Source organism: Paenibacillus albidus (assembly GCF_014644435.1).
GTDB classification, from domain to species: domain Bacteria; phylum Bacillota; class Bacilli; order Paenibacillales; family Paenibacillaceae; genus Paenibacillus_AQ; species Paenibacillus_AQ albidus.
On sequence record NZ_BMKR01000002.1, the window covers coordinates 70555 to 94577 of the forward strand.

The window sequence follows — 24023 nt, forward strand, 5'->3', positions numbered from 1 at the left end:
GAGACCTCTCCGAACGCTTCCGGAAAAACAAAAGCGACCTGGCGCCGGTAGAAATACCGGCAGCAGATCGCCGCTTAAAATACAATGATAGCGGGGCTATATGCGGTTATGACTTTACTGAATAATCAGCCCGAAACCACTCTGAATATAATACAGATTTGGATTCGCGATATTGCTGGTCGTTAAGTTATTGAATGTTGCAGAACCATTACCGGTATAGGTATAGATAGCAGCACCCTGATGGGGGCCCGAGAACCGTGAGGTTGTTACCCCGTCCAGACCGGTGCCATTAATGTTAATGTTGTTAAAAACGATATTTTCGAATCCGCCGCCGTATCCGAACTGGATCGCATTGCGTTGGGTGTTGATAATATCGATATTGGTAAAGGTAACGTTTCGGATAGGGTCGCTGGAAGCTTCCAGATCGATTGCTCCGCGTTCCCCATTGTATAGGTCTTTACTGGTACCGCTGTTAATAATCGTCGTATCCGAAAACAGGATGTCTGTATTGTTCTGGAAGTGGTATCCGGGGAACACGGTGTTCATTCTGAGACCGGAGCCGCCCACAGTGTCTACGATTAAATTGTGGGTTGCCTTGTGCCCGCCTCCACCAAAAAATGCAATGGCTGCTGCACGCCAATTATTCTCGATGGTGTTATAGGAGAACGTATTGTTCACACCTGCAGGTGCACCGTTGACATTACTCGTCCATACTGCCAGACCATCATCACCATTATTGCGTACACTGCTATTGCGAACGGTCGAATGGCTGGTTCCCTGAGCGAAGTTGACACCATCCGCAAGGTTATTCCGGATACGGCTGTTTTCAATTACCAGCCCCTTGGCAGAGATGGCCGGAATATGGGCATAATCCCCTACCCAGAAACCACATTCAAAGTGTTCAACCCAGACATCATGTATTTTGGAATTGGTACCGAAGTTGTCCATAAAACCTTTATAAATCGCATTTTGGCCATACCGCGACCGCAAATTAGAATTTAGATAGATATTGCTGAAATCAAGCTGGCCTGAGATACGCAGCGAGATCCCGCCGCCTGCCGCATTGGGGTTGGTAAACTGGAGATGGGTATGCCATATACCGGCTCCCGTGATGGTTATGTTGTTGATCATATTACTGGCAGAGCCAATTTCCCACATATCACCGAGGTGAAATGTCCCCTCTGGAATATAAAGGGTCTTTCCGCTGGCTACGGCGGCATTTACGGCCGCTTCAAAGGCTGTCAGGTCATCCTGTCCGTCGTTCGGAGTTGCACCGAAGTCTAAGACAGATACCGAACTAGCCGGGCGGGCGATGGCGGCAGGAACAGGCTCGATTTCGATAAAATCAACGCCATATTCCAGACTGTCCCCGTTGTTTTTCTGGATACGGACCTTGTCGCCGGGTTGAAGCGGTGTATCCAGCTTCCAGTGCACTTCGTCAAAACGGAAAAGCGGACGCCCTGCACTGGACGCATCTCCGGGCATATCACCCGAGAAATATTGCCAGTTGTAGTAAGAGGTGAGCGGGACTGTCTTGGCTTTGACACCATTTACGTAAACATCAAGGGAACCGGTAAGTCCCATCCCATCTGCCGAGTCGGGCATGGTAAATCTCATCGTTACTCCTGCCCCGCCTTCTCCTTCCCTTACAGTCCACTCCAGATTGGAGCCGTTCGAAGGCAGTGCCACATAACTCTGGCCGGAGGCTTCCGATGCAATCAGGGATTGATCGAATGTCGGTGCGGACTTCAGAGTCGCACCCCCGGCGCGTGTAGCATTTTCGGTATCGTACCGGCTATAGGGCATGCTCGCACCGCGGGCTGAATACACTACCAGGCTTGTTGTACTTATGTTGTTTGCTTGCTTGGCCGTTATTTCATTGGCATCTGCAGCGATGGTTGTAGTTATAGTGTAATTGCCGTTTACGGCTGTCCATGTTCCCGGGATACTGACATTGACGGATGCACCCGCAGTCAATGAGCCATTGTACGATCCATTGTAGGTTTGAATCGTTGAACCGCCAGAATTCTTAAGAACAAGCGTAATTCCATGAGCACCGCTGGCAGAAGCTAGGGTTCCTTGATTTTTAAGGTTTACCGTAAAAGCTACCGGATTATTGGCAATAGGATTATTCGGTGTCCAAGATACCGTTCCTACCAGGTCGGAGCTTGTAACGGGAGCGACAACGAGAGATGTGGAATTCGTTGGTGTCATTCTGTTCGATGATCTCGTTGTTCTCATCCACCTTTGAACTGACCGAGTACGTAGCGGCGGTTATAGTACCGGCATTCAGCGATACCGTTGTTGAAGTCCCTGCTGTAAGCAACCCGACAGGAGCGGAGCCAACCAGCTCGTTGTTCAGGTAGAAGTTGACCGAAGTTGCCGCAGAGTCGGCGCTGCCGTTGTTCTTAACGGTTGCGTTCAGCGCAATGACACTGTTCTCAACCGGTGAAGACGGTGACCAGGACATTCCTGTTATCGTCAGATCAGGGTTCGGTGCGGGTGTGCCAAATACTTGGAATTCAGCAATTTGTCCAGCCGGAGCTCCGGTATTGGCTGTAATGTTCAACTGCAGTCGTTTAACCGTAGCCGTAACCGGAATCGTCACAACGTTTCCTGCAGCAGGATCAAACGTGTATGTCTGCGCTGAAACCAGATTGCTGAAGGCCGTTGTGTTCTGGTTGTGGCCGAGCACTTGTATGGTTTGCGTGCGTTTCCCCCATTCAGAGGATGGGTTCAGCTTCAGCACAACAGACGTAATATTGTGGTTCGCTCCGAGATCAAGCGTCAGCGTACTTGGATTGCCATTACCTTCCCAGTAAGTGCCCGTGTCATTGTCGTTCGCATTTGCAGCTATGAAGGTTTGAGTGCTTGAGGAGACGGTAATGGTCTTGCCGATAGCAAGATTGGCCCCCGCGGAAGGTGTGGACGCCGGCGTTACTGTTGGCATTGCCGTCGCAGTCGGCATAGGCGTTGAAGATTGCATAGGTGTAGGAGCCGGTGTGGTTGTAGAAGTCGGTGCAGGGGTCCCTGTTGCTGTTGGTGATGGAGATGGCGTCGCAGTCGGCGTCGGACCGCCACCCCCGCCGTAAATCTCAAATTCGGCCAACTGTGCGGCCGGCCAACCCGTATTGCTCGTTACATGAAGACGAACATAACGTGTGCTGGCTGCAGCAAAGTTGATTGTAACTGTGTTGCTGTCAACTGAAGGATTGAAAACATAAGCGGTGGAGGCGACAATATCCGTGAACACCGATCCATTTGTGCTGCCTTGAACAGCCATCGTTTGGAACCGCATGTCCCAGTCTTCTGTGGGCAGCTTCAACACGATTTGGTCAATGCTTGTAGTTGCGCCCAGATCCACTTGAATCCATTGCGGAAACGTGTTGTTCGTGCTTTCCCAGTACGTTCCTTGATTACTGTCCTTCACGTTGTCCGGACTGTAAGTTTGAGATTGGCCGCTTGCCGTTACGATTTTCCCCAGGGTCAGGTTAGGTCCGCCGGCCGCAGAAACGGAAACTAAAGGTCCGCCGGCCAGGAACAGGCTTGTGATCAGCATGGATACGACTAGTGACCATACGACATATTTGTTGCGCATTATCTTCCTCCTTAAGAATGAGTAGATACGATAGATCTGTGAAAATCTCACCTTGCAAGCGATCACGGGATAGCATACCTTCCTCCTTTCCATGCAATACACCCTCATTATAAAGAAAGAGCCGCCCACGCTATAAGATGTATTTCTACGGAAAGGGTAGGCGTTTCCAAGATGATGGGCGGGAACATGAAGCCATACAAATAAATGAACCGCTGATCTCCGGGGATCAGCGGTTCATTCAGGAACAATCATTCAATTATTATTGATATTATCCCACTCCAGTAATTACTTACGTCAGTTTCACCAGACTGTAGTTTTTCTTGCCTTTGCGGATAATAATGAACCGTCCGCCAATCGCATGTTCAGCGGTTACCTCCAGCTCAATCCCGCTCACGCGTTCGCCGTTCATCGAGATTGCTCCTTTGGTAATATCTTCGCGCGCTTGACGCTTGGATGGTTCAATGCCAAGATCTACAAGCCATTCCACAATATTTTTTGTTCCTTTGTCCGCAGTATAGGTTGGCATTTCCTTGAAACCTTCCTCAATTTCGTCTGCAGTCAGCGAACGGATGTCTCCGCTGAATAAGGCCGCCGTAATCCGCTTCGCCTGCTCCAGCAGCTCTTCGCTATGAACAAATCTGGTCATTTCCTCGGCCAACGCTTTTTGAGCTTCACGTTTATGGGGTTCAGACTGCACTTTTTCCGCCAGCTCATCAATTGCCGCTTTATCCAGGAAAGTGAAGTATTTGAGGTATTTAACTACGTCACGGTCGTCGGTATTGGCCCAGAATTGGTAGAACTCAAACGGTGTTGTCTGCTTAGGATCAAGCCAGATCGCGCCACCGGCGGTTTTGCCGAACTTGGTGCCGTCGGCTTTCAGCATCAGCGGAATCGTCAGGCCGAAGGCCTTGGCTTCCGGGCCTTCTTTTTTGCGGATAAGGTCCAGCCCGCTTGTGATATTCCCCCACTGGTCGGAGCCGCCGATTTGCAGCTGAACATCTTCATGCTGGAACAGATGCAGGTAATCCAGGGACTGCAGAATCTGGTAGGAGAATTCGGTGAACGAAATACCGCTGTCCAGCCTGCTGGATACGACGTCTTTGGAGAGCATCGTGTTGATGCTGAAATTTTTCCCGTAGTCCCGCAGAAATTCAATTACATTGATTTTATGGGTCCAGTCATAGTTGTTAACCATACGCACCTGATTGTCGCCATCGGTCATGAACAGTTTCTTCATCTGAGCCGTCAGGGCATTTACGTTCTCCTGCACCTGCTCCATTGTCTGCAAGGAGCGTTCGGTCTGCCGTCCGCTGGGATCACCAATCGTTCCAGTAGCACCGCCAATCAGAATTACCGGACGGTGTCCGGCCAACTGGAATCGCTTCAGCACCATGAACGGAATCAAATGGCCAATATGCATACTGTCCCCTGTCGGGTCTACTCCGCAATACAATGAAACCGCCTTAGTGTTCGTTAATTCCCGCAAGCCCTCCGCATCCGTCTGCTGGTTAATGGCATCGCGCCACTCGAGTTCATCAATAATGTTCAAAGTCATACCGCCCCTTTTGTATAAATAAAATTAATTCCCTAAGGATTCACGTTGAAATCGGAAGAGCCGCTGCCTGGGTCCAGTACAAAGGTTAACAACAAAAAATCGCCCCTTGTCTATTGTAGACATAGGGACGATTGAATAAACCGTGTTACCACCCAGCTTGCATGTGCAGCTTGCCTGCAGTTCATGCCACTTTACAGCGAGTTATCGTTCGCTTACTTCCGCTTGGCATTACCCAAGATACTCCAGAGTGTATTTCGCAGACCTTGTGTGTGTCAGGTTCCATCAACCCCTGACTTTCTGTAACAGGGACAAAGCTGCTACTGCGCTCTTTCAACGTATATTCTTCTATAAGATTACAGCCAGTATAGCCTAACTCCAAAATCATTGTCAATACGGGTCCAGCGATAAACCCGCTTACTTCCTGATTCTCGGGGTACACGCTCTCCGATCTTTATGTAGTCAAAGTCAATCCGCCTACTGTTACCGGCAGAATTCCTGGGGCAGCATTTAGCCCGGCAAGCACTTTGGCGGCTGCGCGCATGGCCAGCGGTTTGTTCTCATAACATGCAAGGCAGGTGCGAATACCAGATACGGCGGTATAATCATACGGATTGCGTACAGACACAACGATCAGCTTGATTCCGCTCCGTGCCGTCAGCCCCTGCAAAATACGGCGTTGTCCCGGCGAAAAGTCTGCATTATAGGTCACGGCAACGACTTGGGAGAATGATTTGCTTTCCTCCAAGACCTGCATGATTTCTGCTTCGGAAGGGTCGACATCAATCACCTGCTCATTCACCTCCCGTATATACAATTCGAGCGCCTTGCCCAGGGTCACCTCCTCATGGAGAGCTTCAATGACCTCATGATTAGTCCGCACTTCCGGCCATACCACATAGACGGGTTCATCGGCTGTCAGCGGCAGCTGCCCATCATCGCACAGCAGTGTGATACTTTGCTCGCTCAAAGCCTGCGCAACGTCCATGGAGGTTCTCGAAGCCAGCTCACCCTGCAATGCTGCAAAAGGTTTCGGTGCTGCTCTTGTGATTCCCCGTCTTTCCTTCAGTTGTACCAGCCGCTGAACCGATTCATCGATTCTCTCTTCAGGGATTTCACCTTGCAGAACAGCTTCGATGACGGCTTCCATAGCTTCAACCTGCCAGTTGTACGTATGACTGACCAGAATCAGATCGGCCCCTGCTTTTACGGCTTGCACAGCGCCCGGGCCAACGCCAACCGTCTGCGAAATCGCGTTCATTTCCAGGCAGTCCGTTACGATTACTCCGTCAAAAGACAACTCCTTGCGCAGCAAACCACCAATAATGTTGGAGGACAAAGTTGCGGGAATCGCCTCTTCCTCATAGGCAGGAAAAATAACATGTGCCGTCATGACGGCATCTACACCCGATTCGATGATCTGCCGGAACGGCAGCAGCTCCACTTCCTCCAGCCGTTGCCGGTTATGCCCAATGATTGGCAGTGCCAGGTGCGAATCGGTATCCGTATCGCCATGGCCGGGGAAATGCTTGATCGTTGCCGCCACGCCTGCTTCCTGGTAGCCTTCTACTGCCGCAGTCCCCATCTCACCTACGAGTGTAGGCGATTCCCCGTAAGAACGTACGCCAATGACGGGATTGGCCGGGTTATTATTCACATCTACGCATGGCGCAAAATTCATGTTAATTCCCAAATGGCGAAGCTCTGTTCCGCAGATATATGCAGCCTGCCGGACCCCCGCAGTATTGCGTGTGGCACCGAGGGCCATATTGCCGGGCATCAGGGTTACGCCCTCCTCGATTCTGGCCACCATTCCGCCTTCCTGATCAATGGCGATCAGCAAAGGTTCGCCGGCCGCCTGCTGCAGAGCAGCTGAACATTTATATACCTCTTCAGCAGTGCCTATGTTGCGCCGGAAATAAATAATGCCGCCGATATGATACTCCCGGGTCAGCTTCAAAATATCCCCATTGGGAGCCGTATCCATAAATCCGCACATAAACATCTGCCCGACTTTCCGCCGGATACGTTCGTTAATGTCAAACGCTTCAACCATACCCATTTCAGCTCCTTTATGAATGATGCAACTGCCGGTGAACAAACATCAAGCTTGCCTGCTGCATGATTCACGCAGCGGCAAGCTCAGACAGCTGTTCATCGTAATTTATTTCCCGGCATGTTGAAAAAACCTGGGGAGATAAGCTTTGTTCCGTTCTAGCATTTCATCAAGCATAGCCTCTGCATCATTGGCGGAAGGCACAAGCGGGTGATGGGCTAGAGCCAGGAGAGCCATGTCCCGGCTTCCGCTTACCGCAGCTTCGATAGCCAGGGCCTCATAGGTCTTGACCGCATGAATTAAGCCTTTGACGGCCTGAGGAACTACGGCAACCGGCATCGTTTCAAGGCCTTGGCTGTACACCTTGCAGTTCACTTCGATACAGGCATCGTCCGGCAGGAAATCCAGGATTCCACCGTTCGGGACATTTAGTGTCTGAATATCCCCTGAATTGTTATAAAGTGAGTTCATCAGCTTGACGGCCGCTTCCGAATAATAAGCACCACCGCGTTGTTCCAGCTGCTTGGGCTTTTCTGCCAGATTCTCGTCCTTGTACAGCTCGAACAACTCGTCTTCAAGCTGCTGCACCGTTGCAGCACGCGTTTCCCCTTTGGCTGCCGCAGCCTGCTGCTCGGCCAGAATTTCGCGGTGCAGATAGAAATATTTCAGATAGTAAGAAGGAATCGCTCCCAGTGAAGAAAGCAAAGTGGCGTTCCAATCGTACTGCGGAACATTACGCGCCGAATAGCCATCACGGTTCGCCAGTAATTCAGGCAGCTTCGATTCGCCGTCAATAGTGATCGTGGTGATCCAGTGCAAGTGGTTAAGACCGGCGAATTCACAGTAAATCCGCTCTGCCGGCACCTGATACAGTTCCGAGAGCCATTTGTAGGCGCCAATCGGCGAGTTGCACAGGCCGATTGACTTGATCCGCGAATGCTTGTGGATCGCCTCAGTGACCATACCGGCAGGATTCGTGAAATTGAGCAGCCAGGCATCCGGGCACAGCTCTTCCATATCTTTGGCTACATCCAGCAGGACGGGAATAGTGCGAAGCGCTTTCATCATCCCTCCAGGCCCGGTTGTCTCCTGTCCAATCATGCCATATTTCAGCGGAATTGTCTCATCCCAGCCACGCGCTTCAAGTCTCCCTACACGCATTTGAGTGGAGACAAAGCTTGCTCCCTTCAGGGCAGAACGTCTATCAAGCGTAAGACTCAGCTTAATGGGCAGGCCTGATTTGGCAATCATCCGCTCCGCAAGCTGGCCGACTATGGTCAGCTTGCGCAAGCCCTCTTCAATATCAACCAATACAATTTCGCTTATAGGAAAGGTCGGATAATTGAGAATAAATCCTTCAATCAGCTCAGGGGTGTAGGAGGAGCCCCCTCCGATCACCGCCACTTTCAATTGTTGATTCATATAACATTCGCCGCCTTTACGGATAGTGTATTATGAAATTGGGCATAGATAACTTCTTCCACGGGATGGCCGCTTTTTTCCATAGCCATCAGTAATGCTCCGGCCACCGGCTCTTGAGTCAGCATCTTCAGCTGGCAGTCCGGTGCCGCAAGTCTGACTTCGGCTTCAATAAAAGGCACAACATAACGGCTTTCTCCACGGGTCAGAATGCTTCCCGCCATGACCAGATCAAAATGATCCTGCTCCATGCCCAATTTGCGGATAACAGCGCTGGCGGCAATCCCCAGCTCCCGCCCCTGCCGGCTTAATATCCCCCGGGCTATCTCGTCGTGCTCGGCTACTTGGAATAACAGCTTGGCGATGTCATGGGGCACCCGCAGTCCATTATCCAGAAAATGATGAAACATAACTTCTTCCGAGGCATAACCCAACTGCTCGAGGATGGCCTGCGCCAGCCGTGTCGGCTCCTCGCGGCCTTCCCAAGCCCGGATAACTGAGCGGAAAGCCTCAATTGCCAGATCGGAACCTCCGCCAAAATCACCAAACGTGTATCCGAACCCGCCAACCTGCAGCTCTTGGCCTCTGCCGTTGATGCCATAGCAGTTGGTTCCTGTACCGCAGATGACCACCACTCCGGAGGGCTGCCGTGTTCCGGCCCGCAAACCAATAACGGTATCGCATACGATATCATGACGTTCCAGGCCAAGCCTGGCAATCATCGGCCGCAGGATTTGAAAGTCCGCCTCCCTGTCGGCCCCTGCCAGCCCAAACAAGGAATAGGTAATGTTCTCTTTGGTCAAACCGGCCTGAATCAAAGCGTCTTCTACCGCCTGCCGGATATTGGTTTCAGCTGTAGCCGCACCCGCCTGATGGTTGCCGCATCCACTACTGCCGCGACCCATAATATGGCCGGTCGCGTCGGATATAACGGCCAAAGTTTTACTGCCTCCGCCATCAACACCCAAATAATAGTTCAAGGTCTCCCGCTCCCGTTTGTTATACCGGACCCGTATTGCTCTTTGTTTCTCCCGGGTCCGGCACCACAGTTAGTTTAGATTCATCTAAGATCTATTCTTACTTCAATTTGCTCAGGTTCTCCTGCCATTTCACTGTTTTGAACTTGAGTAATTCACTGTAGCCTACCTGCTGCGCATCCGCTTCAGCCTGATCAAGGACGGCTAATACTTCTTCCTTGCTGGCCGCGTTAAGCACGGCTTGTGCTCTGGCTTTTTCGTAGATTTCACTTACACTTTGAGAAATAATGCCTTCCTGCGAGTCTCCTGCCGGAGCAAGATTGACGAACTCGGTTGTGTCATATTGTGTTCTCCAGGTGATCTCCGACTGCCACTTCGTTTCCCAGCTTTTCTTGTCTTCCGGCAGCGTAGATTCGAACTTCATTTTGGAATTGTCTACGTAGACCGTGTTGCCGCTCCACTGCAGATTGACGGTTGCATTCATCAGCTCGTCGCGGCCCTTCGTATCGGTCGTAAAGGCTTCTGTGAACAGTGGGGCTTCTTCTTCGTCCGTGCCGTTCCAGTACTTGCCTTCAGGTCCCCACATAATAATCCGCTGTCCTTCGGGTCCAGTGAACCAATCCAGGAAAGCGAAGATAGCTTCCGGATCTTTGGCCGCAGAAGTGATTACACTGACGTTCCAGCCCAGCTGGTTGTACGCCCCGGGGAAAATCTTGTTTTTATCCAGCCCTTGCTTATGAACAGGCCAGACCATGATGTAACCGGCCTCCGGGTCCTCCTCTTTCAATAGTGCATTGCCGATTGCCCCGTATTCTGTCGGGCTGGAGGCAGCATAAACGGCCGTTTTGCCTGTAATGATCTTCTGTTCCACCTGCTCAAGGGTTTGAGTGAAGGCATCCTGGCTGATTAATTTATCCCGGTACAGTTGATTGGCGTATACAAGCGATTCCCGGAACGCCTCATCTTTAAATACCGAGGTCATTTCACTGCCGGTCGGAATGGCCATCATGCTCAGGGCACTGTAGACATACGGACGATTCTCGGCAAAAGCCGATGACAGTACGTCAATGCCTTCCGCACCCTGTCCCACCTCCAGCGGAATGACATCCGGGTATTTCTCCTTGACCAGCTTTAAGTAGGCGTGCAGATCATCTGTTGTCTCAAGGGAGGGGGTGCCGAGTTCGTTGTATATTTTTTTGTTGACCAAATATCCGGTGTTGCCGTTAGGCTGAGTCGTATACCAGTTAGGGAACTGGTACAGCTTGCCGTCCGAGGAACGCAGCATATTCAGTGTCTCTTCGCCGGCCCACTTCTTCAGATTCGGATATTTGTCCAAATAGTCATCAAAGGGTACGATCGCTCCAGCAGCTCTTAATTGTTCTACATCTGCGCCCCGCTCCGTCCAGATCACATCCGGCAGTTCACCGGAGACAATCATCGTGCTGAGTTTTTGCTTGGCGTTCCCTCCGGAGCTGATAGGCACAATATTGACTTTTTTATTCTCCTTGATCCACTTGGAGGACAGATCCTCGCCCCAGTTAGGCATGGTATACCAGTCATAGTGGCCGTAAAAGGAAAACTCCAGCGGCTGTTCACCCAGAACGTAAGCTCCGCCTCCGGCAGTGTTGGTAGACGTTTCAGATTTTCCGGCTGCATTACCCGGTTCTTTCGTGTTCGTGGCTGTTTCATTCCCGCCCATACAGCCTGTTAATCCAATCATAAGACCGAGTACGGCAGCTATGGAAGCTGTTCTCTTTTTGCCTAATTTCATCGCAAGTTTCCCCCTTTGAGATCCCTATTCTTTCAATGAACCAACCATGACGCCTTTCACAAAGTACTTTTGCAGAAAAGGATATACACATAAAATCGGGATAGTAGCCACCATCATCGTAGCCATGGACAGGGACTTGGTGGTGACCGCACGCATCTTGTTCATCCGTCCCTGAGCTGCCGCGTCGAGCTGTGCCATTTGTTCGGCCATGATGTTGGAATTAAGGATTTGCTGCAGCTTGGTTTGGATCGGCATCAAATCGGTGTTGCTGATATAGATGCTGGGTGTGAACCAGTCATTCCAGTGATAGACGGCTGTGAACAGGGACAACGTAGCCACAACCGGTCCCGACAGTGGAAACACTATCCTCATCAGCACCCCCCAGTTGGAACAGCCGTCGATCCTTGCCGATTCTTCCAGACCCGCCGGGATTCCCTTGAAGAAGGTCCGGAAGATAATCATGTTCCATACACTGATCAATCCCGGGATGATCATGACCCAGAAGGAGTTGAACATGCCCAGCTCACGGATCAGCAGGAAGGTCGGAATCAGTCCGCCGCTGAAATACATAGTGATGATGCAGAACACCATATAAGGCTTGCGGCCAATCAGCTCCGACTTGCTCATGCCGTAAGCAAAGATTGCAGTTGCTGCGATAGAGGCCAACGTTCCGATCACGGTGCGCAGGACAGAGATGACAAAGCCGTTAATCAGACGGCTGTCTTCAAAGACCACACTGTAATTCTCCAGAGAAAATTTTCTCGGCCAAAAAGTGATTCCGCCCCTCATTGTGTCAGTTCCGTTGTTAAACGAAATAACAGCTGCATTCCAGAATGGATAAAACGACAGGAAGGCTAATATCGCCAATAAAAAATAGATAAATATCACAAGCAGTCTGTCGCCGGCTGACAGCTTCATCTGCAACCCCCTCCTTTGTGCCCTACCATAGGCTGTTGCCGGATTTACGTGCGGCATAGTTCGCGCCTACCAGCAGGAACACCCCGATCAGCGATTTGAAGAGTCCGGCTGCCGTAGCATAAGAATAACGGTTATTCTGTATACCAATGCGGTATACATACGTATCAATGACATCACTGACATCACGCAACACCGGATTGGAGCCGATCAACAGGATGTCCTCAAAACCCGCACTGAGCAAATTGCCGACGGCGAGAATCAAAAAGACGATAATAACAGGCAGAATAGAGGGCAGCGTAATCGTAAACATTTGTCTGAGCTTGCCTGCACCGTCCATCGATGCCGCCTCGTGCATATGCGGATCGATGCCGGCTATGGCCGCCAGATAGACAATGGAAGAAAAGCCGATTTCTTTCCAAACGCCCGTTGTAACAAGGATGGTCCAGAAATACTTGGGAAGAGAAAGAAAGTTAACGGGATCTTCGATCAGATTTAATTGACCCAGGAGCATATTCACACTCCCGTTCTCTGTCGAGAGCATGGACATGACGAAACCGGAGACAATGACCCAGGACAGAAAATGCGGCAGATAGCTGATGGTCTGCACGGTTTTTTTGAATACCTTGCTGCGCACTTCGTTCAGCATCAGCGCAAGCAGCACCGGTGCCGGAAACCCAATCAGCAGCTTCAGCAGACTGATGACAATCGTATTCCTCATAATGGTCCAGAATTCGGGGGCATTGAAGAACATCTCAAAATGCTTGAGCCCGACCCAAGGGCTGGCGGAGAATCCTTTAAACAGGTTGTAGTCCTGAAAAGCCATCAGTACGCCATACATGGGAATGTAACTGAACACGAAGATGAAGAACAGCGCCGGCAGCACCATCAGCTGAAGATCCCACTGCCGGACGAATCGCATAAATAACCTTGGCCTGCGGGGCTCTTTTTTCATTTCAGTATGATAGGCGATCTTCTGCATTTTAACCTCCTCTTCCACATACTTCTTGTTAGTGCTTATAACCTATATTGTTATATTACCTGACTCAATACTACTCTATTTGAGTTTTCACTGCTCCGCCTAATCTCTCGAAGACTAACACTATCTTACTGTCACATAAACCGGGCTTGCTGCGAATATTACGCGGCTCGGTTCCGATATGGCGTTTGAACAGCCGATTGAAATTGGACAAGGTGCGGAAGCCGCATTCCATCGCGATATCCAGGATTTTGCGGTCGGTCGTCTGTAGTAGGGTATAGGCATTCTCCAGCCGAAGGTGAATCAAGTACATAAGAGGGGACATTCCGACAGTGCGCCGAAAAATGTCGCTGAATCGGGAAGGACTCAAATAGACAAGCGCAGACAATTCCTCCAGACTCCATGGATAATCGAACTGCTCCTCCATGATTCGGGTGACATGCCAGATCTTTTCAAGCTGAGGTGTGGTGATGGTGGTTTTGTTCTCTTTTAAAGTATCCATGCGGAAATAACGGTTAACATTCACGAGGAACTGCATCAGAAGGGTGTACACCATGGAAGTATAAGACGGGCGCTCCGCTTCATGCTCCTCCTGCATTTGCAGAAGCAGTGAGCGCAGCAGCACCATCCGTTCATTATTGCGGTCCAGCAGATTGCTGAAGTAGAGGCCCATTTCTTTAAAAGGCGCCAAAATATCGGGATCATAACGCAGTGTCCCCAGAAACCAGGAGGCATCGACCGTGATGACCTGCATGACCAGGTTCTCGGTTTCGTAGGCACAGTGCAGATCATTGGAGTTAATCAGGAGAATGTCTCCCTCGCAGAAGTCATATCGTTCCCCGTTGATCATGTAGTAGCCTGTACCGGATTTAATCATGTTGATTTCCAGAGCGTCGTGGGCATGCAGCCTTTGATAGTGTGAGGTCACACCGATCGTATCACTGAGGAAGATCGGATATTGCCTGGAAAAAATAACTTTCTCTCTGAGGATATTCTGAGCGCGTGACTGCACCATTATACTCACTCCCTAGACAGGTTGAACTGCATGAAATTGAAGTGAACCTACTGTATCCTGCTGTAAGTTAACGCAATTTTCTTATGTTCATCCTAAAATAATCTCATATAAGTGTCAACAAAAGTTACATAAGATTGTTGGAGCTAACATGATTCTTCACTTATTGGCATTTCTGTTATCTATGGATTTTTATTTAAGCTTATGATGTAAGCCCTTTAATATGCTGCCGAATGACTCAGGCGGGAAAAGTTTGACGCTTACGACTCAGGACTGGCTACGTCAAACTCCAAATGGAAGAAACCAAAACATCCCTGCGGGAAAAGACTTGTCTGCAGGGATGTTGCGATTTCCCGTATTCTATATTCTAATCCGTTGCAACAGAGAAAATAGACACCGATTCGAAATAAAGATATCGGCGTTCATCCTCCTGAATATCAGGGGGCATATTCCAGTACTCCTCCTTTAGAAAGTCTTCTTCGGTCAGATTAATGGACCTCCACAGTGTAAGTCCAAGACGGGGAAACCTGTAAGTACAGCCCACCTCCTCGGGATTCCGTTCATACGCGGATTGCTGATCCAGAATTTCCACCAACTTCGCCGCTTTTGTGCGGAACAGATCTGTTTCCCTGTAAAGGCAGGTCCAGGGGGCATCCGGATTAGCGATTTCGATAAAAGAAGCCTTCCCTTCCCCATCGTACTCCACACGGAAATAGACCTGAACCTCCCGGGCAGCCAGCTCCATCTCTTCCCGCGTCATGCCCAGCCGCAAAGGACCGATAGAGTGCCCGGGCTGGACCATCAGAATAGGTCTCGCAGGAGTCTGCAGTACACTCAGACCATAACGTACTATCAATTCATTCCGTTTCTCAGCGGTTATTTGCAGCTGCTCTTCATCGGAATCTTCCCCTGCCCCTTCGTTTGCAGCCGAATAGGAGCTGTCTGTCGCCAGTCCGTCCTTCGATGAATCTGCTTCTTCCGGTGCTTGCACCGTGGCCACGAACGCCGCCGCTTCCTGGAAGCTGCCGATTGCGCCTGATCCCACAGCTGCACACAACGCCGCTCCGGCGGCCGCTTCTTCCGGTGCCGCGCTAAGTCTCATCGGCAGCCCGAATACGGTTTGCGCCTTCGCACATAGTACAGGATTGGTACGCAGCGCGTTGCCGGACCCGATTAAATACTGGAAAGGTTGAGCCGTCTGCTGTTGCTGCAATTTCATATAGAAAACGAGTAATTCATCAAGCATTCCCTGAAGAAACGAATGCGTCAGATTTCCGGGAGTAAAGTTCTCCGGCGTGATGCCCTCAATACTGCCGCGGGCACCCGGATTCTGACGCGATCCGAGAAACTGTGGATTCACAGTCAATCCGCGGCCGCCGCTCTGTTCATTAACGAGAAGCTGATTCATCAGAGGATAGATGTCGCCCGCTTCGTCGCCCGTATAAGCCTCAATCACTTGCCTAAAAAAACTCTCCAGCAGCGCGTAGGATTTGCCTCCGCTCAGAGCCGCGCCAACCATCAGGATGCCGCCACCGGGAAAGGGTCTTGCTTCCATTCCTTCTATTCGGGGGCATGCCTCCGGCAGAAGCGCCGACACCTGGCTTCCTGTCCCTATGTTCAGAAGCAGCGAATTCTGCGGCTGTGGCACACTTCCGAGAAAACTGGATTGATTGTCTCCCAGTGAGGTGCAGACCGATAGTCCGGTGCGCGTCTGACCGATTATAGTCCCGCTTGGCACTACTTGAGGCAAATATTGCGGCTGTAGACCTGCTCCGGCAAGGGTCTCCTTGTCGAAATTATTTAAGGCGAAGCTGTAGCAACCGATCCCTGCTGCCTGGGTTGCGTCAATCAATGGTTTATTTACGCCGCACAGCCTCATGGCCACATAATCCGCAATTGTGCACAAGCTGGCTGCTTCTGGTGGTACAAGATGGTGACGCAGGTTATAGAAGTGGGTTGCTAACCCGTAACCCGAAGCCACTTCATAACCGGTCTGTTCGCTCAGCCACTCTGCATAGGAGCAGGTAGGTTCCAACGCCAGATTCCCTCTACCATCCTGCCAGGTATAAAGTGGACTGACATGTTTGCCTTCGCGGTCCGTGTATACAATTCCGTGCATTTGCCCAGTCAGGCCGATTCCGCGCACGTCCGGTTCCCACTTCATCAGTTGATCCAGCATTCCTTCTGCCTGATCTAAGATCGTTTGCGGATCCTGCAGTCTTTCCCAATCCGGACTGCTCTTGGGTCTGACGAAGCTGTTCTCTTCCGAAATCATGTGCGAAACAGATTTGTGCTCCAGGTCATACACCACACCGGTTAGGGTTGTAGTTCCAATATCCAGTCCAATGAACTTCATGAGTTTCCCTCTCTCCTAATCTTATGGCGTTATTCTATCAAATATTGAACGTGATTCCAACGGAAGAGAGGACGGTTTGCAGAGCTCCATTTGCACAGATAGGATCAGGTATGGGAATATATTAGTACTGAAGTGAAATCAATGGTTGTAGGAGAGATTAAGATGAACAAACTTGTATTTTTTCTCGGCCCAGCTGGAGCAGGCAAAACAACGCTTGCCAAAGCGGTCGCTTCCCGCCGCAAAGCAGTTGTATTGGATATGGACATTCTGCTGCGTCCGGCAGCCGAGGCGATAATGATCTTGCATGGACTGGACCCCTCGGACAGAGATTCCGCCGAGTATAAGAAGCTCTGCCGTGATCTGGGTTACCGGATAACTATGGATGCTGCGCTTGATAATATCGGCCTGAATGCAGATGTATTCGTAGTTGGTCCATTTACCAAAGAAGCTGCCGATCCGGATTGGATCGGCAGCGAATTGTTACGTATAGGACGTTCCTTGCAGGAAGTTGAGGTCAAGGTTGTGTGGGTGGAGCTGGCGGATGAAGAACTGTACCGCACACGGATTAATAGCCGGCACTCCCCTTTGGATGACTGGAAAATAAAACATTGGGCTGAATTTCGCAATTCACTCCGCCGCCGTAAGCTGCAGTGGCCGCTTCCGGAAACAGGTGTGGCCCTGATTGATAACTCGGACCCTGATATTGAGGCGACTGTCCATAAGATTGAGCAATTTATATCTGCGACTTAACCGGAAAACGTGAACCGGCAGCAATGCCTTTTGGCGAGATTCGTTCGATTTGGGCCAGATCCTCTGCCGTCAGATGAACCTGCAAAGCGCCAAAATTCTCCGCTACCCGTTCCAGCCGTTTGGTTCCTGGAATCGGAACAATGAAGTCGCCCTGCGCCAGCAGCCAGGCGAGTCCCAACTGTGCGGGAGTGCAGCCTTTTTCGGCGGCCATTTCTTCGATCAAAGTGACGACCTCCAGATTTTTGATGAAATTCTCCCCCTGGAAACGCGGATAAAACCGGCGGTAGTCATCCGGCGGCAGATCCTCAAATTTCTTGATCTGTCCAGTCAGGAATCCTCTGCCCAGCGGGCTGTAGGGCACAAGGCCGATTCCCAGTTCTTTCAGCACCGGCAATATTTCGTCTTCCAGTTCTCTGCTCCACAGAGAGTATTCCGTTTCGACGGCGGTAATCGGATGGACTGCATGCGCGCGGCGAATCTGATCCGCCGGTGCTTCAGAGAGCCCGATATAACGGATTTTCCCTTCTTTGACCAGCTCCGCCAAGGTTCCTACCGTTTCTTCTATCGGTGTGGATGGGTCCGGGCGATGCTGATAATATAGATCAATGTAGTCAGTCCCAAGCTGGTACAGGCTGGCATCGACCGATTTCTTGATATAAGCAGGGTCCCCTTTAGGCCCTTGAGTATGCGTAACCCCGAATTTGGTCGCAATGATAGCCTTATCACGCCGTCCCTTCAGTGCCCGTCCTACCAGCCGCTCATTGCCGCCGAACCGGTGAAGCAGATACTCCTCACCGTAAAGATCTGCTGTATCAAACATGGTTACACCCAAATCCAAGGCTCCCTGAATGGTGCGAACCGACTCTTCGTTATCCGGAATCATCATTGTGCCCAGACCAACCGCTGAGACTTCCAATCCTTCGCGCCCCAATTTTCTTGTTTGTAAGGTAGTATTACTCATACAGATTGTTGCCTCCTTAGTAGATAATTGATTGTACTTTCTTATTCTAGTTCACTCATTGCCAGGCTACCTCAGTATGTTTATGCTAGTAACAAAAGTACCAGGCAGCCGCCGGCCACCTGGTACTTTTGATTATATTGCTTTGCTGTTATCTACCAACACTGGCGTGTATACACAAATATGCAGATCCGGCTGATCATCCAGACTCATCAAGGAACGGATATCAAAAGAAAGAATGTCGTCTGTTCCGGGAGCTTGCACCATAAGCCGGGTTACTTTTTTGATCTGAATTTGATGCAGCTTCCAAATGGCTGCGAACTCACCACTTTCCGCACAGAGCTGCTGAACCAGCTCACTGAACCAGGGGTCCCCGGGATGCTTGTCATAATAGGTACGGAATACCGCAACGGAGTGTCTCGCGAATTCTTCCCAGTTACGTATCCGTCCCCGAAGCTCCGGGCTGGTGAACAGGATACGGATCATGATCCGTTCATCGGCCGGCCATACTGCAAAGTCCGCGAGGATTGCAGCGGCGGCTGGATTCCAGGCTAGAACCTCAGAGCGCTCATTCGTGATAAACGAAGGATCCGTGAGCTGATTAATAATAGGCTGCCAATGGGGTTTCAGCCTTCTGTCCTGAAAGGGAACGGTTACGGGCTCATGCGGATTCCATAGCTGCATCAGATGAGTCTTCTCATCAGGCGTTAGTTGAAGAGCTACCGCTATATTCTCCATGACCTCCCGTGAAGCGTTCACTTCTCTTCCTTGCTCCAGCCAAGTATAGTAAGTAGCGCTGACCCCTGCCAGAATCGCCACTTCCTCCCTGCGAAGTCCGGGCGTTCTTCGTTGTCCATAGGAACCCCCTAGACCGGCTTGGTCGGGCTGAAGCCGCTCTCTGCGTGATTTAAGGTAAGCGCCTAACGTCTTAAATCTGTTGTTCTCCATATTAATGTCCGTCCACCTCTTCCTGATCCAAGCGATAGACTTATTTTAACATAGTCGAACGGATTCCAGGGCCTGTGGGCCTTGCGAAGAGTCAAAGGTCAGATGATTATCCATACAATAAACGTCCGTCAAAACAATCATTAATATCTTGGGATGTGCCCGAGAGCAGGCCTTCCTGGACCCAAATCCATCCTGTTGACCCCTCTTCAGTTCGCAGTTTCCCGGTTTTCTCAGGATCTCCACCAAGAAAAAAGACCTTCTCTCCCGGCTCCACCCACTTTACAATATCCTTAGAGCCGGGAGATTTGTAGAGAGGGACACGTACTTTGGCAATCCAGGGGGTAGGCGGCTCCATAGCGTAGAATGCTTTAGGGGTTCTTTGCCACAGATGATCTTTGTCCAAATGAAACTCCTCAAGATAATACCAGGATTGAAGAGTATAAGCTTGGATCGATGCGTTAACGCCACCTTTTCCATTCATCGCTTCCTTATTTCCGGTTATCCCGTCTATTTCCCCCATGGGGACAATGCTATGGCCATTATAGTAGTAGTATTCTGTCCAGCGGGCAGCATCTTCCCCGTAATTCTCTATGGCAATCTCAAAATAAGAATCATTGATATCTGCATCCACGATTTGGAAATACTCTGTGGGATACCTCATGGATCCGGAAATGTGCTGCTGATTCACGGTGAGCTGCCATTCAATATCATCTTCGCTGATTTCATGGACAGACATTTGGATCTGCTCGGCTGTACCGTCTCCATCCAGGTCGACCCATGCATCCTTGCGTTTATAATGATCCATATCGGACGGATACTCCAGCACATGGTAATCTTCTTCCCATATCTGTTCAAGCCTGTTGTGAGCACTTAGCTGTTCCACCTTCTGAATAAGTGCAATATTCTTCTTCTCCTGTACGGTCAAGCTGCCGCCGTAATTCGGATCAGGCTTGTACCAGCTTTTGGCTTCAAAGAAGCTCTGCAAATCCTTTCGCTTAAAAACAAGCCCGTGCCGGGCAAATATTTCATTTCGGGCCAACTCAAGCAGTCTGCCATCCAGATTGCTGACATTTGCTTCGGTTAACAAGGTGGTGTCGCTGTCTTTGAAAATATAGTCTCTGACAAGCTCCTTCTGTACTTTTTGCGGCTCAGATCGATCAATAGAGGACGTATCCTCAATAGCTGAACAGCCAGCCACCAATAGCGACCAGGCAGCAATACCTAACACGAGTCCTAATTTGCATCTTCTTTCCATTCCTAGTCCCCCAGTTTCTCCACTTTCAAAATTCTGTATATTCCTCATTGTACAGAATTTTGGGGGGCATATCTATGAGATGGGAGACGGGCCTGTGGGTCTAGCAGGGCTAGTTATCCTCACAGATTTTATAATAGAAATTCGTAGCCTGCAGATCACCGTTTGCAGATTTTGCATAGCAGGGAATTTGCCCGGCCTTCACGTAACCCAGCGCCGCATATAACGCGTTTGATGGATCGCCGTCTCTTGTATCCAGAACTAGCAGGGTGATCCCTTCCTGTTTCGCCCGTTCTTCCGCGTGTTGCATCAATAAACGGGCAATTCCCTTGCGCCGGTAACCGGGATGTGTCATTAACTTGGCAATCTCAGCACGGTGCTGGCCGTTTGGCTTTGTACATAATTGCAATTGCACCGTCCCGGCAATAGTGCCGTTATGGGTGGCAACAAACAATATCACTTCCGGTGACAGTACATTCTGCCAGTAAGCATGTGCTTCCGTGTGACTTAAAGGCGGCAGAAATCCGACCGATGCCCCATCCGCTACGACTTCAATTAAAAGAGCCGAAAGCTCATCCACACTAGCTTCGATAGTTTGCAATTGCTCGATGTTTACACATTCATCCATACGTTTCCCTCCAGCGCATATATTGTTTCCTCTGCTCTAGCGAAATCATAACGGAAAGGATATCATTTGTATAACGAATTTTATGCATTACAATCATCAATAAACCGAATGACAGAGGTGCGTAATGGACTTATCGCAATTGGAGGCTTTTCTCGCTGTCAGTGAAATTCTGAATTTCACGCGGGCCGCGGAGTATCTGCATATTTCACAGTCTGCAGTGACAGCCAGGATCAAAGCGCTGGAGCAGACAACAGGCAAAGCCTTATTTATCCGTGATAAACGAAACGTCAGCTTGACTCCGGCGGGTCTTGCTTTTCTTCCTTATGCCCAGAGGATGCTGCGTTTGTTCGAAGAGAGCAAGATCACCCTTGCGGAAGAAATGGAGAATTACATTGTCCTGAGCGGGCCAGGCTCTGTCTGGCATTACCGCTACCTGGAGCATATCCTCTCCTTCCGGCAGGCGCATCCCCGTGTAGCCGTGAAATTTCTAAGCTATATTGATTCCAGTTACATGATCCGTGATCTCCTGCTGGATGGCGTCGTGCAAATTGCGATCAAACATGAGCCGCCCGATCATCCCAAGATTACCGGCGTTCCACTGTTTGAAGATGAAATGCTGCTTGTTTCTGCCCATCCCAAAGAAACCGTTATAGATAGAACGGATTTCTTTCACCCTGATTATTGTCACCTTGCCTGGGATTATCCTTTCCCCGAGTGGTTCTCATCCATAGTTGGAGCCGGATATGTCCCTCCCCTGCAGACCGATCATTCCACGATCATGTTGTCCATTCTTCTGCGCGGATTCAATTTTGGATTTCTGCCGCGCTACATTGCGCAGCCTTATCTGGATCGGCAGGAGCTCTTTGAGCTTCGCTGTGCATTCAGACCGCCGGCGATGAAGGCTTACGCCTTATATTTGACAGAGAACCGCGGACAGGTTCATGTACAGTTAGGTCTTCAGATGCTGGGGATTCAGCCTTTGTTAGTCGAGTAAGAGGAGTACAAACAGCGAGCAGCGATTCTCACAAATCGGGAGAATCGCTGCTCGCAATTAAACGATTATTCTGTCGCTGCAGGGAGGTCTATTTTGAACACCAGCCCTTTGATGAATTGTTTATCTTTAATCTTAGACGGGAAATCGCCGTCATTGTTGTGGAATGCCTTAATGATTAAGTATTCCGGCCGGTTAATGACCGAGGCGTAGCTGTTGCTTTTACTGAGCGTGTTGCCGTCGATTCGGCCAATGCCATTAAAGCTGTCCAGCAGATTCCCCTGGTCGTCGTATAAAGCCAGGTTCGTGTAAGCCAGGTCCCTCTGCTGCGCTTCGGTTAGTGTGCTTTCGGACTTCTGGTGCAAAGTGTAGGTCACATGGGTAGTAAGCGGCGTAATGTCCAGATTGTTAATCGTGAGCGTAAGATCACCTGAGGTTGCAGCAGCTTCAGGCTGCAGATGAACAAGATTACGGCCAGACTTGGTAAACGGCACTTCAAGCTTAAACGGTTGATCCATCCCTTGAAGCGTGATCAGCATTTCGCCTACGATGGAATCGGGGAGATCGACAGCTGATTCCCGGTCAAATGTGGTGAAGTTCTTCTCTATAATGAGGGTGTTCGGGTGTTTGTCTCCAGCCCCGTTGTATTGGACCGATTGATTCAGAGGGGACTCCGGATCGCTGGAGGTATGTCCTATCACATCGAACCGAATATCTTCAATAGCATTGCTAAGCTTGATTTTCTCCTGTCCGTTGTCATATTTGCCATCTTTAAGATTGGGTGCCGTCACCTCCAGGGCGTACACTGCCCGGCTGCCGTCAAATACCGTTTCCTTAACCTCAAGCTTCACATCTTTATAGGATACAGTACTGTTGGCCTGACGGGTCATCCCTTGAGTGGCTGCATTCTTAAGTCCGAGATCCACCTCCATGCTGCTGAACAGGCTGCCAATAAGCGGAATTTGTTTGATGGAATCCGCCATCGCCGGGGAGACGAAACCAGAGGCGAATACGCATACCCCAAGGATAGCCGCAGCAGCGGAGATGGACGCGGTACGGCGTTTCCAGGAACGAACCGGGTTTGGCTTGGCCTGAGTTTCCATCGATGGAAGCATATCATATGTTTGATCCAGTCGGGTGCGCACCTTGTCTGACATTGGTTTTTCGTTTGCTTTTACTGCTTTTAGTTGTTTTTCAAGTTCAAAGTGATTCATAGGGCATCTTCCCTTTCAGTTTGGGGTCTGAGTTCCTCAAGCAATGTTTTACGGGCCCGGTACAGCCGGGTTTTGGCCGCACTTTCCGAGATGTCCAAAGTTTCTGCCACCTGTTTGAGTGTCATATCCTGAAAATAGTACAGTACAATGGCGATGCGCTGTTGGTCCTCCAGACGGTCCACAGCCATGCGCAAATCCACATTGTCATAATCGTGACTGCTTGCCGGCACTGTTGGCAGTTCGGCTACCGCAATACTGCGGGAAGCTTTTTTGAGAACGGTGTGGCATTCATTAATCAGGATGCGGAAGATCCAGGTACGGAAAAATCCAGGCTCGCGCAGCAGGTGCAGCGATTTGTAGGCTTTCAGGATGGTTTCCTGCAGGACATCGGCAATATCTTCATCTCTTTTGACCATTGCCCGGGCTGTATTATGCAGTGCAGTTTCCGTGCTCTTCATCAAGCGGATAAAAGCTTCGCGATCCCCTTCTTTGGCTTTGAGAACTTCCTGCTCCAGATTCATGGATTAACACCTCCTTTTTCATTCATTTGTTTTTCTTGTCTTTAATTAGACAGAGCAGGAAGTGAAATGGTCACATGTGCCGCCCTAAAAATAGGTATCAGTAAAATACGAAGCAGGCTGCTGCCA

The 24023-nt window shown here is 50.2% G+C and carries 17 protein-coding genes, 1 pseudogene and 1 other annotated feature; of the genes and pseudogenes, 2 read left to right on the forward strand and 16 right to left on the reverse strand.

Annotated features, from left to right (window positions below; all coding sequences use genetic code 11):
• Positions 1-114 precede the first annotated feature (114 nt).
• The 10 genes and pseudogenes from IEY53_RS35990 to IEY53_RS02095 form a co-directional block, all read right to left on the reverse strand.
• Positions 115-3598 (reverse strand): annotated as a pseudogene (locus tag IEY53_RS35990) (discoidin domain-containing protein).
• A gap of 289 nt (positions 3599-3887) precedes the next feature.
• Entirely contained in the window at positions 3888-5147 is a 1260-nt protein-coding gene (gene tyrS, locus IEY53_RS02055) for a tyrosine--tRNA ligase (protein WP_189021946.1), read from the reverse strand.
• A 126-nt stretch (positions 5148-5273) separates the two neighbouring features.
• Positions 5274-5496: a binding site (T-box leader), on the reverse strand.
• Positions 5497-5604: 108 nt separating this feature from the next.
• On the reverse strand, positions 5605-7206 hold the full coding sequence (gene nagZ, locus IEY53_RS02060) for a beta-N-acetylhexosaminidase (RefSeq protein WP_189021947.1): 1602 nt from the start codon (positions 7204-7206) through the stop codon (positions 5605-5607).
• A gap of 108 nt (positions 7207-7314) precedes the next feature.
• Positions 7315-8628, reverse strand: a complete 1314-nt coding sequence (locus tag IEY53_RS02065; RefSeq protein ID WP_189021948.1) for a 6-phospho-beta-glucosidase — start codon at positions 8626-8628, stop codon at positions 7315-7317.
• Positions 8625-9605, reverse strand: coding sequence for an N-acetylglucosamine kinase (locus IEY53_RS02070; protein ID WP_189021949.1), 981 nt, complete (start codon positions 9603-9605; stop codon positions 8625-8627). The genes IEY53_RS02065 and IEY53_RS02070 overlap by 4 nt, the downstream gene beginning before the upstream one ends.
• 97 nt (positions 9606-9702) lie before the next feature.
• Positions 9703-11373, reverse strand: a complete 1671-nt coding sequence (locus tag IEY53_RS02075; RefSeq protein WP_189021950.1) for an extracellular solute-binding protein — start codon at positions 11371-11373, stop codon at positions 9703-9705.
• Between the two features lie 24 nt (positions 11374-11397).
• Positions 11398-12291, reverse strand: a complete 894-nt coding sequence (locus IEY53_RS02080; RefSeq protein WP_189021951.1) for a carbohydrate ABC transporter permease — start codon at positions 12289-12291, stop codon at positions 11398-11400.
• Positions 12292-12313: 22 nt separating this feature from the next.
• Positions 12314-13243 carry an ABC transporter permease gene (locus IEY53_RS02085; protein ID WP_373293784.1) on the reverse strand — a complete coding sequence of 310 codons (930 nt, stop codon included), beginning with the start codon at positions 13241-13243 and terminating at the stop codon, positions 12314-12316.
• A 97-nt stretch (positions 13244-13340) separates the two neighbouring features.
• Entirely contained in the window at positions 13341-14282 is a 942-nt protein-coding gene (locus IEY53_RS02090; RefSeq protein ID WP_189021953.1) for an AraC family transcriptional regulator, read from the reverse strand.
• Between the two features lie 364 nt (positions 14283-14646).
• A complete protein-coding gene (locus tag IEY53_RS02095; RefSeq protein ID WP_189021954.1) occupies positions 14647-16635 on the reverse strand; it encodes a sedoheptulokinase in 1989 nt (662 codons plus the stop codon).
• Between the two features lie 162 nt (positions 16636-16797).
• Between IEY53_RS02095 and IEY53_RS02100 the strand changes: the two genes are divergently transcribed.
• Complete coding sequence (locus tag IEY53_RS02100) at positions 16798-17385, forward strand: P-loop nucleotide/nucleoside kinase family protein (RefSeq protein WP_229695926.1); 588 nt, start codon at positions 16798-16800, stop codon at positions 17383-17385.
• Here IEY53_RS02100 and IEY53_RS02105 read toward each other — a convergent pair.
• The 4 genes from IEY53_RS02105 to IEY53_RS02120 form a co-directional block, all read right to left on the reverse strand.
• Positions 17369-18346, reverse strand: a complete 978-nt coding sequence (locus IEY53_RS02105; protein WP_189021955.1) for an aldo/keto reductase — start codon at positions 18344-18346, stop codon at positions 17369-17371. The genes IEY53_RS02100 and IEY53_RS02105 overlap by 17 nt on opposite strands.
• Before the next feature lie 132 nt (positions 18347-18478).
• On the reverse strand, positions 18479-19291 hold the full coding sequence (locus IEY53_RS02110) for a helix-turn-helix transcriptional regulator (RefSeq protein WP_189021956.1): 813 nt from the start codon (positions 19289-19291) through the stop codon (positions 18479-18481).
• Between the two features lie 106 nt (positions 19292-19397).
• Entirely contained in the window at positions 19398-20546 is a 1149-nt protein-coding gene (locus tag IEY53_RS02115) for a YARHG domain-containing protein (RefSeq protein ID WP_189021957.1), read from the reverse strand.
• Between the two features lie 109 nt (positions 20547-20655).
• Positions 20656-21171 carry a GNAT family N-acetyltransferase gene (locus tag IEY53_RS02120; protein WP_189021958.1) on the reverse strand — a complete coding sequence of 172 codons (516 nt, stop codon included), beginning with the start codon at positions 21169-21171 and terminating at the stop codon, positions 20656-20658.
• A gap of 124 nt (positions 21172-21295) precedes the next feature.
• Between IEY53_RS02120 and IEY53_RS02125 the strand changes: the two genes are divergently transcribed.
• Positions 21296-22165 (forward strand): LysR family transcriptional regulator, encoded by an 870-nt coding sequence (locus tag IEY53_RS02125; protein ID WP_189021959.1) that lies wholly within the window; start codon positions 21296-21298, stop codon positions 22163-22165.
• Between the two features lie 65 nt (positions 22166-22230).
• Here IEY53_RS02125 and IEY53_RS02130 read toward each other — a convergent pair whose 3' ends face one another.
• On the reverse strand, positions 22231-23319 hold the full coding sequence (locus tag IEY53_RS02130) for a DUF4179 domain-containing protein (RefSeq protein ID WP_189021960.1): 1089 nt from the start codon (positions 23317-23319) through the stop codon (positions 22231-22233).
• A gap of 53 nt (positions 23320-23372) precedes the next feature.
• The gene (locus IEY53_RS02135; RefSeq protein ID WP_229695927.1) at positions 23373-23897 is read right to left on the reverse strand and encodes a sigma-70 family RNA polymerase sigma factor; all 525 of its coding nucleotides are present in this window, start codon (positions 23895-23897) and stop codon (positions 23373-23375) included.
• Positions 23898-24023: the final 126 nt, after the last annotated feature.

Excerpts from the sequence above, each read along its gene's own strand:
- nagZ (WP_189021947.1), bottom strand. The coding sequence starts at position 7,206 with ATGGTTGAAGCGTTTGACATTAACGAACGTATCCGGCGGAAAGTCGGG.
- IEY53_RS02065 (WP_189021948.1), bottom strand. The coding sequence starts at position 8,628 with ATGAATCAACAATTGAAAGTGGCGGTGATCGGAGGGGGCTCCTCCTAC.
- IEY53_RS02075 (WP_189021950.1), bottom strand. The coding sequence starts at position 11,373 with ATGAAATTAGGCAAAAAGAGAACAGCTTCCATAGCTGCCGTACTCGGT.
- IEY53_RS02080 (WP_189021951.1), bottom strand. The coding sequence starts at position 12,291 with ATGAAGCTGTCAGCCGGCGACAGACTGCTTGTGATATTTATCTATTTT.
- IEY53_RS02085 (WP_373293784.1), bottom strand. The coding sequence starts at position 13,243 with ATGAAAAAAGAGCCCCGCAGGCCAAGGTTATTTATGCGATTCGTCCGG.
- IEY53_RS02090 (WP_189021953.1), bottom strand. The coding sequence starts at position 14,282 with ATGGTGCAGTCACGCGCTCAGAATATCCTCAGAGAGAAAGTTATTTTT.
- IEY53_RS02095 (WP_189021954.1), bottom strand. The coding sequence starts at position 16,635 with ATGAAGTTCATTGGACTGGATATTGGAACTACAACCCTAACCGGTGTG.
- IEY53_RS02100 (WP_229695926.1), top strand. The coding sequence starts at position 16,798 with ATGAACAAACTTGTATTTTTTCTCGGCCCAGCTGGAGCAGGCAAAACA.
- IEY53_RS02105 (WP_189021955.1), bottom strand. The coding sequence starts at position 18,346 with ATGAGTAATACTACCTTACAAACAAGAAAATTGGGGCGCGAAGGATTG.
- IEY53_RS02110 (WP_189021956.1), bottom strand. The coding sequence starts at position 19,291 with ATGGAGAACAACAGATTTAAGACGTTAGGCGCTTACCTTAAATCACGC.
- IEY53_RS02115 (WP_189021957.1), bottom strand. The coding sequence starts at position 20,546 with ATGGAAAGAAGATGCAAATTAGGACTCGTGTTAGGTATTGCTGCCTGG.
- IEY53_RS02120 (WP_189021958.1), bottom strand. The coding sequence starts at position 21,171 with ATGGATGAATGTGTAAACATCGAGCAATTGCAAACTATCGAAGCTAGT.
- IEY53_RS02125 (WP_189021959.1), top strand. The coding sequence starts at position 21,296 with ATGGACTTATCGCAATTGGAGGCTTTTCTCGCTGTCAGTGAAATTCTG.
- IEY53_RS02130 (WP_189021960.1), bottom strand. The coding sequence starts at position 23,319 with ATGTCAGACAAGGTGCGCACCCGACTGGATCAAACATATGATATGCTT.
- IEY53_RS02135 (WP_229695927.1), bottom strand. The coding sequence starts at position 23,897 with ATGAATCTGGAGCAGGAAGTTCTCAAAGCCAAAGAAGGGGATCGCGAA.